The sequence below is a fragment of the Nostoc sp. CCY 9925 genome, assembly GCF_963920935.1.
Classification (GTDB): domain Bacteria; phylum Cyanobacteriota; class Cyanobacteriia; order Cyanobacteriales; family Nostocaceae; genus Nostoc.
Map to the genome: position 1 here is coordinate 40968 of NZ_CAWUDO010000059.1, position 12032 is coordinate 52999.

A 12032-nucleotide genomic window follows, 5' to 3' on the forward strand; every position below is an offset into this window, starting at 1 on the left:
GAATAGTTGACACATATTTACAGGGTTTTAATTACATCATGGCTACAGCGGTATATTCAGCCCTCAAATAGTAAAAACGCAATCATCAAGTTAAATCAATTTGTATTTATAGCTACCATTTACATTTCTTAATGATTACAAACCCATGATAACAGTAGAGTTATCCGATGGATAATACATAACTTTTTCTATTAGATTGGTAGCAAAAGGTAAAGTAAATTTGCACGATCGCTTAAATTACAGGGTAAATAAGGTATAATTCACAGCCCTCAATCGCCATCGCTAACATTATTTATCGATACAAAATGGCGATCGCTATCTTTTCAAAATCGAATCTATCATTATGAATTAGGTCTAAACTAAAAATTATTAACTTGCAAAAAAGCTGAAACTACGGCAAAACACGCCTACAAAAAATTATTACAGCAGTTTTCATGTATTTAGACCATAATCTTGTTTCTTGCTTTCTTCCTTTGCGCCTTTGCGTGAGATAAAAATAATGTGTTCATTTACTTCAAAATCGCTGTAATTATCCTATTTATTTTGGCGTTTTACGGGATTCATCCAAGCTTCCAATAGGCTAAAAGCTTGGGAAGAAAGTAACGTCAAACATAAATAAACCACCGCTACACCTGCGTAAATTTCAAAAGCGCGATAGTTGTCAGCAACAATTAGCTGTCCTTTACGCACTAATTCTTCAAATCCAATTACAGAAACTAAGCTCGTATCTTTCAACAAACTGATAAACTCATTACCCAAGGGTGGAATCATCCGTCGGAATGCTTGGGGAAAAATCACATAACTCATGGTTTGCATGGGACTCAAACCTAGTGATTGTGCTGCTTCTGCTTGTCCTATTTCAATCGATTGAATTCCAGCACGCACAACTTCTGCAATATAAGCGGCGCTATTCAAACTTAAAGCAATGACTCCAGCGACTAAGCGATCGAAAGTAAATGTGGAACCAAGTTCTTGCAAAATTGCAGGTAACCCAAAGTAAATCATAAAAATTTGCACTAGCAAAGGGGTTCCCCGGAAAAAATCTACATAAGCCCTCGCTAGCCAACGTAAAGGTGCTATATGAGAAAGGCGAATAATTCCAATTAAAGAACCACCAATTAAACCAAAAACTACAGAAAGCATCGTCAATTGCAACGTTACCAAAGCTCCCTGTAATAAAGTCGGAACAGCTTGTAAAATCACATTAATTGACGTAAATATTCGCGGAATATCTGCGTTATTTTGAGTCTCAAACGGTGATGTAGCTGGTAATGATGGCGGTTCGGCTTTCAACCATTTTTGGTAAATTTGCGAATAAGTGCCATTTTTCAAAATATTATCCAAGCCTTGATTAATTAATGCTAGATTCGGCGAGTTTTTAGCAGTAGCAATTCCATAAAACTCTTCCGTCAGCAATTTCTGGATAACTTTAATTCCCTTGAGATTGCCTGTATTTATAGCATATAAAGTTACAGGTGCATCATTAATTACCGCATCTACATTACCATTGAGTAATTCTTGTAAAGCTAGAGGTGCTGAATCAAAGCTGCGAATTTGCACGCCAGGAATACTCTTAGCTTTTGCTGCACCAGTCGTGCCAATTTGTACTGCAATTTTTTTATTTTTGAGACTATCAAAGCTAGTAATATCTTGATTATCTGCGCGAATTGCGATTGCCAACCCCGCTTTAAAATAAGGACGGGAAAAAGAAATCGTCTTCGCCCTTTCCTCTGTAATGGTGATGGAACTAATGGCTGCATCTACCGTTTTGGATTGGAGTGCTGGGATAATGCCATCAAAAGGCAGACTTTGAAAATTTACTTTAAAGTTAGCAGCAGTGGCGATGTCTTTCATCAAATCAATGGAAAAACCTTGCAACTCACCACCTTTTCCTTGAAACTCAAAAGGTGGAAATGCCGGTTCGGTAGCAACTCGCAGAGTTTTTCCCTCCTGTGAATTTACACCACAGCTAGCCAATAACAAACAACTAAAACCAACAACCACACACCAACGCAGCCAACGCAGAAAACTAAATCCAGCCATACTCTTTCATTTCTTCCTTCGCGCTCTTCGCGTTCTTTGCGGTTCGTTCCAAATATTACAATCAACTTTAGAGCAGGAATGATGCAAAATTATGAAAAAACGAACCGCAAAGGACACAAAGAACGCAAAGAAAAGTTTCCAAGAGTTCTTGCGCTTTCCTTAGCCGCCTTCAAATAATTCCTAATTCGTAATTCAAGACTTCTTTTAAACTCATCCCCCACTCCCTACTCCCCACTCTTTACATATATTCACGCAAGAAATCAAAGGGGTCATCTTCCCAACAAGGTTCAGGTATCAGCCAAAACAAATTAATGTGGATGTCGGCTTCAATGTCATCACCGTCATCTCTGTCAAATAGTTCTATTAAAGCTGTCCAGTCACGGTCTCTAAGTGATGGTAACGATGGGGTATATACCTGGAGATTAGTTGGGTAATTCACGCGCGAATTCGTAATTTAGTGCTAAAAAATACTATTTTAATGTTTTGTAAATAATTAGATTTTAACTTTGATAACCGTAGTTGAATAAGTAGGTAGACATAATTAAATGTAAAATACAAAAGTTTAAAATCCTTATAAAAAGTGGCTTTTCCCTTCTGCCTCTGTTTCCTGAGCGAAGTCGTCCTCCTACGGAGAAGCAAGCTACGCGCAGCGTCTCGTAGAGAAGGGCTGCCTTCTGCCTTTTACTTTGATACTATGAACGATAGATGACTCTTATGAGTTTGTCACAATTTAAATCAGACTGGTATAGTATTTATTACATAATTTGCAGCTTACTTTCTTCATACTAAAAAAATCTTTCAGGCTGTGATTCTACTACTTCTACTCCAAACACTTCTGCAAAGGACTGTGCTAGATAAAAACGCACTTCTTCGCAGGTAATATTTGGAATCCATTCGGCTAAACTGCCTACAGGTTTATCAGAGATGCCACAGGGTACAATGCGCTCAAAGCCTGTCATGTCTGGACAAACATTTAATGCAAAGCCGTGCATGGTAATCCAACGGCTGACTTTAATGCCAATAGCTGCAACTTTTCGCCCTTGTAACCAAACCCCAGTAAAAGCTGGAATTCTTTCTCCCTGCAATTTATAAACTGCTAATACGCGAATTAAGACTTCTTCAAGTTGTCGTAGATACCAATGGAGATCTTTTTGATAACGTTGCAGATTTAAAATTGGATACCCTACCAGTTGACCAGGACAATGGTAAGTAACTTCGCCGCCTCGTTCTACACGATGCACATCATAGTGACTTCTGTCAATATCAAATTTCAGAAAATCTGATTTGGCTCCTTGTCCCAAAGTATAGACTGGTGGATGTTCTAGGAGAATTAACACGTCATAGAGACTGGGGTCATTGATGCGTTGAGTAAGGAGCGATCGCTGCCATGCATGAGCGTCTAAGTAAGGCATTAATCCTTGGTTATACAGCAAACAACGGTTTTTGTGTAACTCATTACTATGGATCATGCAAAAAATCAACTGTGAAAGGAACTAAATATATTTCAACTTACAAGGACAGAATCAAAAAATGTCAAGCTTTGCAAAGGATTTTAAAGGAAAGTCAAGGGAACATGCATCTTAAAATACAAAGTGCTAGCTTGAATATATAACCTTAATAGGTGTTGGGAGGAATTCTCTACAATCAGCATCAGGCCAAGAGAATAGATAATGAATGTACTGGCTGATGACTCTAATAACATTGTTTGCATTTCAAACAAAATCTACTTCCACAAAACTTGTGTTCTTTATCAACAGCAAGCAAACCTCAACCGGATGCACAAGGAGCAACTATCAACAGTTCTGTAAGCCTTGCTTTAAAGGAGAAAGTAGTCGCAGCTGCTAGTGTTAAGATTTCTTCATCAAAGAGTTCTAAGTGGATATCCAATCGGATATTAGCGCAGAGATGAGGAAAGAAATCAAGGATATACTTAAAAAAACTCAGATGCAGCAAGTTTAGAGACAGCACAGCAGCAGTAAATGAGAAAAGTTCACAATTTGTTTTGGCGGGAGTGATATAGCTTACCGCAACTTCTTTTCATACAAAGCAAATTCACACATCCAAATATTCAGCGGGAGAGTTTACATGAAGCTTGTCATCCACGGCAAAAATATTGAAATCACCGATGCAATTCGTGAGTATGTACATCAAAAAATTGAAAAAGCAGTTAATCACTTTCAAAGCATTACAAATGAAGTGGATGTGCATCTTAGCGTAGCCCGGAACCCCCGAATTAATCCTAGACAAGCAGCTGAAGTAACTATTTATGCAAATGGTAGCGTGATCCGTGCGGAGGAAAGCAGCGAAAACCTCTACGCCAGCATTGACTTAGTTGCAGATAAAATTGCCCGTCAACTGCGTAAATACAAAGAACGGCGTCAAGATCACAAAACTCATGCCCAACCAACAGAAGAAGTTGTTGCAGAGTCAGTAGTCACAGATTTAATTGGCGATCGCACTCCCGAACTACCCAGCGAAGTCGTCCGCACCAAATATTTTTCCATGCCTCCTATGACCCTTGCAGAAGCCTTGGAACAACTGCAACTCGTAGGACACGACTTTTATATGTTCCGTAATGCCGAAACAGGCGAGATAAATGTCATTTACGAACGTAACCACGGCGGTTATGGCGTAATTCAACCCCGCAATGGTAACGGTCATACCAACGGCAAGAATGGCAAGTCAGCCCAGGCGAATGTTGTGATGGCGGAAAAGTCGCATATTAAATAGGGCATGGGGCATGGGGATGAGGGAGATGAAGGGCAGGGGAGGCTGGGGAAAAGGTTAATGGTTCGACAAGCTCACCAACCGGGAAAAGGGAAAAGGAATAAATTTAATCTTTCGCCTTTCCCCCTTACCCCTTTCCCCATTCCTATGCCCAATCCCCAATCCCCTATTTCACAAGCTGTTGCAGCGTTTTTAGGGCTTCCTCAACGTGACCTTTAAAGTTCAACATTGAATCAAATACGTATTGCACAACTCCCTGTTGGTCGATGACGTAGGTAACGCGACCAGGGAATAAGCCAAAGGCGGCTGTTGCGCCATATACCTTGCGTACTTGGTCGCCTTTGTCGGTCAACAGGGTAAAAGGTAGATTATATTTGGCAGCAAATCGCTGGTGAGATTCGGTGGAGTCACCACTGACGCCGATAACTTCAGCACCAGCGCTTTTAAAAACTTCATACTGATCGCGAAAGGCGCAGGATTCAGCCGTGCATCCGGGTGTGTCGTCTTTGGGATAAAAATATAGAACAACGGCTTTTTTGCCGCGAAAATCTTGCAGGCTAACTGTTGAGCCGTTTTGAGCAGGAAGACTGAAATTAGGAGCGGTATCTCCAACTTTGACTGACATAGCAAGTAGTGGTAGTTAGTTAACAAAATTTTACCTTGTATCCAAGTCTATAAATTTTGCTTGATTAGCTGCATCAAGCGGGTTAACTTAGATACTCATTAAGGAAAAAATTCCGCTTATGCGCCTGACTTCACTGGATGTTTTTCGCGGTATTACCATCGCTGCAATGATTCTCGTCAATATGATGGGAGTTGCAGATGATGTATATCCTCCCTTCGCCCATGCAGATTGGCACGGCTGTACGCCAGCTGACTTGGTATTTCCTTTTTTTCTCTTCATTATCGGTGTAGCGATGACTTTTTCTTTGTCGAAGTACACCGAAGGTAATAAACCAAACTCAGCTATATACTGGCGGATATTACGCCGCGCCGCTATTCTCTTTGTTTTGGGATTACTACTAAATGGCTTTTGGAACAAAGGTGTTTGGACTTTTGATTTAAGTAGCATCCGGTTGATGGGAGTGTTGCAGCGCATCAGCATTACCTATTTGCTGGCTTCTTTAATAGTTCTCAACCTCCCGCGTAAAGCTCAATGGATATTAGCAGCAGTGCTAGTTGTGGGCTACTGGCTAACGATGATGTATGTACCAGTACCCGATTATGGGGCGGGAGTTTTGACGCGGGAAGGTAATTTTGGTGCTTATGTCGATCGCCTGATTATTCCCAAGGTACATTTATATAAAGGAGATGGTTTCAACTCTATGGGAGATCCAGAAGGACTCTTTAGTACTATTCCTGCAATAGTTAATGTCCTCGCTGGTTATTTTAGTGGGCAATGGATACGCAGCCAGCCTGTGCAGTCGCGCACAAGTATCGGGTTAGGATTATTTGGAGTGGGTTGTTTAATTATTGGTTCGGCGTGGGGGTGGACATTCCCCATTAATAAAAAATTGTGGACAAGTTCTTATGTAGTTTTTACAACAGGTTGGGCATTATTGTTGCTAGCAGCTTGTTATGAACTCATCGAAGTACGGTTGATACGTCGTTGGGGTAAGGCTTTTGAAATTATGGGTTTAAATGCGATCGCTCTTTTCGTCGCCTCTGTTTTATTGATTAAAATCTTAGTCAGAACCACTATCGGTACAGGAGAAAACGCCCCTAGTACCTACAATTGGATTTACCAGAATTTTTTCGCATCTTGGGCAGGGGCGCTTAATGGTTCCCTGTTTTTTGGCATAGCCACCGTGTTTTTGTGGTGGGTTGTTGGTGTTGTGATGTATCGCCAACGCTGGTTTTTCAAAGTGTAAATAAGTAATACCAATTCTCTAAAATTCGGCAACAGATTCAAACCACCAAACCTAAATAGAACTGAATTTCTTAATTGCGTTAGCGTACCGGGGCGTACTCCTACGGAGAAGCAAGCTACACGCAGCGTCTGGCAGAGAAGCCCATTGCGAATTGGTATTACACCGTCCTTGTAAGAGCTTCCGCCTTCCTTGCAAGAGCTTTTGCCTTGACGTTTAAGTATATCGCGCAGCCTGCAAGAGCTTCCGCCTTCCTTGCAAGAGCTTCTGCCTTGACGTTTGAGTATATCGCGCAGCCTGCAAGAGCTTCCGCTTTCCCTGTAAGAGCTTCCGCCTTCCTTGTAAGAGCTTCCGCCTTGACTTGATGGCAAACAGACTTGTGTTAACGTGAGTCTCCAACGAAGGCGAAGTTGCGGGAAGGGCGAAAGAAAACTGCGTTTTCTTAAAACGCACCCTACAAAAGTGTAAGTAAAAATTAACCGATACCTTCTCTACGAGACGCTACGCGAACGGTAACCTACGCTAACGCACTTCCAGTTTATCAAAGTGCGATCGGCTTCAAAAAACCAAACTATGTAAACAAAAATAAAATAGATTAAAACCCTATTTCCTTCTGCCTTTAGCATAGTTGCGTTCTGTTTTATCCCAATGATAAATATTCACAACCACCTACTTAATTGTGCATATTTATCGAAACAATCGGGTCTAAAACCTCGCCTTTTAAGGCAAAAAGTTTTTGTAAGGGGTATAAATCCCCCTTACAAAAACGGCCTCCTGCCTCCTGCCTTCGTTAAGGATTGCCAGTGCTGGCAGATTGATGTGAAGATATTAAGATTTTTGAAACAAAAATTTCTCAGTTTCCATTAACTTTTGATGAAATTAGCTTTAGTACACAAGATTTAGCCGTAGTCTAATATTGACGAGTTGTCGTCAATAAAAATTACTAAATAATGGGTGCTGTTTCCATACCTTTACTTTTTAGGGGTAATGGAAACAATTTTGCTTTGTCACAAAAAAATAATCAGCAATTAATAAAGTGTTGTATGGAAAGTTTTCTGCCGCGCACTCAGACCATGCCATCTTTGAGTCCGCCCAAACTAGAAATAAACTGTTCGCCGCACTTCATACACTGGTTGCAAAAGCAGTTTATTAGCTTGGCTTTCACTACCTATCAAACTAATCGCCTGTTTTTCATCGGTTGCAATGAGCAAGGGCGAGTAGCTGCTCACGAGCGATTGTTTGATAAACCAATGGGCATGTATGCATCAAGCAACAGTATATATGTTAGCACGCGTTATCAAATTTGGCGATTTGAGAATTTACTCAAACCAGGAGAAATCTATCAACAAAGCGATCGCCTCTACATCCCTCGCACGGCATACACCACTGGCGATTTAAATGTCCATGATGTTGTGCTGGATGATGCAGAAAAGCTGATATTTGTCAACACAGATTTTAGCTGCCTGGCCACCATCAGCAACGACTACAGTTTTGTACCCCTGTGGCAACCGCCGTTTATTTCTAAGCTAGCCGCCGAAGACCGTTGTCACCTCAATGGGTTAGCGTTGCGCGATGGCAAACCAAGATACGTCACCGCCTGTAGCACCACCGACACCGCCGCAGGCTGGCGTAACCACCGAGTGGGTGGTGGTGTAGTAATTGATGTGCAAACCAACGACATCATTGCCACTGGGTTATCCATGCCCCACTCGCCGCGCTGGTATCAAGGCAAGCTGTGGCTACTGAATGCGGGGACGGGGGACTTTGGATACCTGGATGATAGCAAATTTGTACCTATTACCTTCTGTCCTGGGTTTGTGCGGGGGCTGGCATTTTGGCAAAACTTCGCCATTGTCGGCTTGTCGAAATTGCGATCGCCTACCTTTAGCGGACTGCCTCTAGAAGAGAGGCTGACGGCTGATGGCAAGACTTCCCAATGTGGGCTAATGGTCATCGATATCAACACGGGGGAAACGATACATTGGCTGCAATTCGATGGGGTAGTGGAAGAACTGTTTGATGTGGTAGTACTACCGGGCGTGCGCCAGCCCCAAGCTTTAGGCTTCCAGTCAGAGTCAATCGAACGCTTAGTAACCTTTCCCGGTTCTGGTGGCATTGTCACCACCAAACCCACGGCAAAACGCCCCAGCCTTGGCAGTATCGCTCCCGTCGCCGGATTGCCCCGCCAACTTTGGGAAGACACTTGTACAGACGCGATGAATCGCGTCTCCCAACCCCCAAAATACCAGCGCGTCTATCACCTCACCGCCAGTAGCCTAGCTGATTACGATGCCTTCACCTTTCCGAGTTTGCAGCAACGTTGGCAAACCCAACCCCAACGGGGTGAATTAGTGGGCATTTCCGCATCCGTGGCCGGGGAAATGGTAGCCTTTGCCGTTACCGAATTACTCCCAGAACAAACGGCCGAATTAATCTCGCTGTTTGTTGCCCCAGCATATCGGCAGCAGGGGATTGCTACCAAGCTGATGCAGTATCTAGACAAAGCTTTGGTGGTGGAAGGTTGTACCCAAGTTAGGGTAGTTTACCAGCCGACGACGTTAACTGCCATCGCCCTCGAACCTTTATTATCCAAATTGGGTTGGCAGCCACCGCAAAACACCCAAAACGGGGAAAGGCGATCGCACAAAGTCCTAGTCATTGTCGATGAAGCAACAGGCGAATTCCGGTTGCAGCGACAAAACCAATCCCAGGCAAATTTGCTTGCTGATGCCGCCCGATCGCAGTTTGAGAAAGGTAAGCAATTGGCAAAACAAGGCGATTTGCCAGCAGCCATTAAATGTTTCCAACAAGCCATACGTTTGCAACCAGTTTATATCGCTGCCTACAACCAGTTGGGTAATGCTTTGCAGGGTTTAGGGCGGTTAGAAGAAGCGATCGCCATTTACCAACACATCATCCACCTCAATCCCAATGTCGCTCAGGCACACTGCAACCTGGGGGCGATTTGGCAGATGCAGGGGAAAACACAAGAAGCGATCGCCGCTTATCAACAAGCGATTCAACTCAAACCAGACTTGGCAGTAGCACACCAGAATCTCGCCAACTTACTGGGGGATAAATGACAAGCCATGAACGACGATCCGGCGGCTAGATCGCCGCCACATCAGACCAAAGCCAGGGAACTAGAGTTTTTCAGGAATGGAAATTTCAAGCAGTTGTTTAGCAAATGAAAACAAATCACTATGACCATCTTTAATGAACAAACAGGCAGCAACAACCCCTTCAATATTGATGTGGGGTTAGTCAGCAACCCTACCTTTGCTGACATCGATGGCGATGGCGATTTAGATGCCATTGTTGGGGAAAGATACGGCACGTTGTACTACAAAAACACAGGCACAGCCACCAACCCCATCTACATCCAACAAACAGGCACAGCCAACCCCTTCAATGGCATTGATGCTAATGCGGGGTATTTTAACATCAGCCCCAGCTTTGCCGACATCGATGGCGATGGCGATTTGGATGCCATTTTTGGGAATTTTTTTACCAGCACGATCTTGTACTACAAAAACACAGGCACAGCCACCAACCCAATCTACATCCAACAAACAGACACAGCCAACCCCTTCAATGGCTTTACTCAGGTGGGGGATGCTGACAGCAGCCCCACCCTCGCCGACATCGATGGCGATGGCGATTTGGATGCCATTGTTGGGGATAGATTCGGCACGCTCAGGTACTACAAAAACACAGGCACAGCCACCAACCCAATCTATACCCAGCAAACAGGCGCAGCCAACCCCTTCAATAGCTTTCCTCTGAGGAATTACGACGACCCCACCTTTGCCGACATTGATAGCGATGGCGATTTGGATGCGCTCCTTGGGGACAATAACGGCAGGCTCAATTACTACAAAAACACAGGCACAGCCACCAACCCAATCTACACAGAGCAAACAGGCACAGCCAACCCCTTCAATGGCATTGATGTGGGGTCGCAAAGCAAACCTGCCTTTGCCGACATTGATAAGGATGGCGATTTGGATGCTATTGTTGGGAAATTTACCGGCACGTTCAATTATTTCCAAAACAACACGCCACCAGAGCCTTTTGCCTTTGTTGCCGTCACTGGCACAGCTAACCCCTTCAATAGCTTTGATGTGGGGTTTTCTGCGGCCCCCACCTTTGCTGACATCGATGGCGATGGCGACAAGGATGCCGTTGTCGGAGCATTGGACGGCATGCTCAAATACTACAAGAACACAGGCAGCGCCACCAATCCGGTCTACACAGAGCAAACGGACAGCAACAATCCCTTCGATGGTATTGATGTGGGGTCTTTCTGCAACCCAAATTTGGCGGATCTCGATGCTGATGGCGACTTCGATGCCGTTGTCGGAACAGGAATAGGTTCGTTCAAGTACTACCGCAATACGGGCAGCGCAATTAATCCAATCTATACCGAGCAAACAGGCAGCAACAACCCCTTCAATAACATTAATCCTGTTATTAATGTGGGGTCTGACAGCAACGCCGCCTTTGCCGACCTCGATGCCGATGGCGACCTAGATGCCGTTCTCGGAGAAACTTCCGGTAGACTCAACTACTACCGCAACACGGGCAGCGCCAACAACCCAATCTATACACAGCAAACGGGCAGCAATAACCCCTTTGATAGCATTGATGTGGGGAGGTTCAGCAGACCCACCTTAGCCGATATCGATGGCGATGGCGACTTCGATGCAGTGGTAGGAGCAGAAAGCGGCAATCTCAACTACTACCTTAACACTGGTAGTGCTACCAACCCAATTTATACAGAACAAACGGGCAGTAACAACCCCTTTAATGGCATCGATCTGGGGCAGTACAGCAGACCCACCTTAGTTGATATCAATGGTGATGGCGACCTCGATGCGGTGGTCGGAGATTCTTTCGGTAGGCTCAACCTCTTTGAGAATGTTCCCAATCGCTCACCTGTTGCGGTCAATGATGCCGTCAGCACCAACGAAAACACCGCGTTCAACGGCAATCTCTTGGCTGCCAACCCCACCACTCCCGACAGCGACCCCAATGGCAACCCCCTGACGGTGACTGAAGTCAATGGCAGTGTTGCTAATATTGGTACTCAAATTAACTTGGGCAATGGTAAACTTACTGTGAATTCCAACGGCAGTTTCACCTTTGACCCCACCAATGGCACTGCTGCCCTTACAGATGGCTACGATTACTTAGCTCAAGGAGCTACTGCCACCACATCCTTCAACTACACCATCAGTAATGGTAACGGTGGTACAGCCAGCGCCACTGCCACCATTACAATTATCGGGGTGAATGATGCGGCTACCATCACAGGTACAGCTACAGCAGCAGTTACCGAAGATACCAGCACGCCCAATTTAACGGCGACGGGCGCATTAACTGTTGCTGATG

At 44.2% G+C, this 12032-nt stretch carries 9 protein-coding genes and 1 pseudogene; 6 read left to right on the forward strand and 4 right to left on the reverse strand.

Features of this window, described 5'->3' with window-relative positions; all coding sequences use genetic code 11:
- Positions 1–534 precede the first annotated feature (534 nt).
- The 3 genes from ACM0OY_RS25410 to lipB all read right to left on the reverse strand — a co-directional run bounded on the left by ACM0OY_RS25410 (position 535) and on the right by lipB (position 3512).
- Positions 535–2043, reverse strand: a complete 1509-nt coding sequence (locus ACM0OY_RS25410; RefSeq protein ID WP_414571599.1) for an ABC transporter permease subunit — start codon at positions 2041–2043, stop codon at positions 535–537.
- A 238-nt stretch (positions 2044–2281) separates the two neighbouring features.
- Positions 2282–2482, reverse strand: coding sequence for a hypothetical protein (locus ACM0OY_RS25415; RefSeq protein ID WP_414571600.1), 201 nt, complete (start codon positions 2480–2482; stop codon positions 2282–2284).
- Positions 2483–2828: 346 nt separating this feature from the next.
- Positions 2829–3512 carry a lipoyl(octanoyl) transferase LipB gene (lipB, locus tag ACM0OY_RS25420; protein ID WP_414571601.1) on the reverse strand — a complete coding sequence of 228 codons (684 nt, stop codon included), beginning with the start codon at positions 3510–3512 and terminating at the stop codon, positions 2829–2831.
- A gap of 201 nt (positions 3513–3713) precedes the next feature.
- On the opposite strand from lipB, the gene ACM0OY_RS25425 reads away from it, so the two are divergent.
- Together ACM0OY_RS25425 and hpf are read left to right on the forward strand one after the other, a co-directional pair.
- Entirely contained in the window at positions 3714–3851 is a 138-nt protein-coding gene (locus ACM0OY_RS25425; RefSeq protein ID WP_414571602.1) for a hypothetical protein, read from the forward strand.
- Positions 3852–4128: 277 nt separating this feature from the next.
- Entirely contained in the window at positions 4129–4773 is a 645-nt protein-coding gene (gene hpf / locus ACM0OY_RS25430) for a ribosome hibernation-promoting factor, HPF/YfiA family (RefSeq protein WP_414571603.1), read from the forward strand.
- A 163-nt stretch (positions 4774–4936) separates the two neighbouring features.
- Here the strand turns inward: hpf and ACM0OY_RS25435 are convergent, their stop codons facing one another.
- On the reverse strand, positions 4937–5395 hold the full coding sequence (locus ACM0OY_RS25435) for a peroxiredoxin (protein WP_414571604.1): 459 nt from the start codon (positions 5393–5395) through the stop codon (positions 4937–4939).
- 118 nt (positions 5396–5513) lie between these two features.
- Between ACM0OY_RS25435 and ACM0OY_RS25440 the strand changes: the two genes are divergently transcribed.
- From ACM0OY_RS25440 to ACM0OY_RS25455, 4 genes and pseudogenes are all read left to right on the forward strand, one after another.
- Positions 5514–6641 carry an acyltransferase family protein gene (locus ACM0OY_RS25440; protein WP_414571605.1) on the forward strand — a complete coding sequence of 376 codons (1128 nt, stop codon included), beginning with the start codon at positions 5514–5516 and terminating at the stop codon, positions 6639–6641.
- A 1040-nt stretch (positions 6642–7681) separates the two neighbouring features.
- The gene (locus ACM0OY_RS25445; RefSeq protein WP_414571606.1) at positions 7682–9721 is read left to right on the forward strand and encodes a TIGR03032 family protein; all 2040 of its coding nucleotides are present in this window, start codon (positions 7682–7684) and stop codon (positions 9719–9721) included.
- A 120-nt stretch (positions 9722–9841) separates the two neighbouring features.
- Positions 9842–10597: pseudogene (locus tag ACM0OY_RS25450) on the forward strand (FG-GAP repeat domain-containing protein); the annotation flags it as partial.
- 519 nt (positions 10598–11116) lie between these two features.
- Positions 11117–12032: Ig-like domain-containing protein (locus ACM0OY_RS25455; protein WP_414571608.1), on the forward strand; the 916-nt coding region annotated here is incomplete at its 3' end.

Bases quoted from the DNA above. Each gene is read 5' to 3' on its own strand.
- ACM0OY_RS25410 (WP_414571599.1), bottom strand. From the start codon at position 2,043: ATGGCTGGATTTAGTTTTCTGCGTTGGCTGCGTTGGTGTGTGGTTGTT.
- lipB (WP_414571601.1), bottom strand. From the start codon at position 3,512: ATGATCCATAGTAATGAGTTACACAAAAACCGTTGTTTGCTGTATAAC.
- ACM0OY_RS25425 (WP_414571602.1), top strand. From the start codon at position 3,714: ATGAATGTACTGGCTGATGACTCTAATAACATTGTTTGCATTTCAAAC.
- hpf (WP_414571603.1), top strand. From the start codon at position 4,129: ATGAAGCTTGTCATCCACGGCAAAAATATTGAAATCACCGATGCAATT.
- ACM0OY_RS25435 (WP_414571604.1), bottom strand. From the start codon at position 5,395: ATGTCAGTCAAAGTTGGAGATACCGCTCCTAATTTCAGTCTTCCTGCT.
- ACM0OY_RS25440 (WP_414571605.1), top strand. From the start codon at position 5,514: ATGCGCCTGACTTCACTGGATGTTTTTCGCGGTATTACCATCGCTGCA.
- ACM0OY_RS25445 (WP_414571606.1), top strand. From the start codon at position 7,682: ATGGAAAGTTTTCTGCCGCGCACTCAGACCATGCCATCTTTGAGTCCG.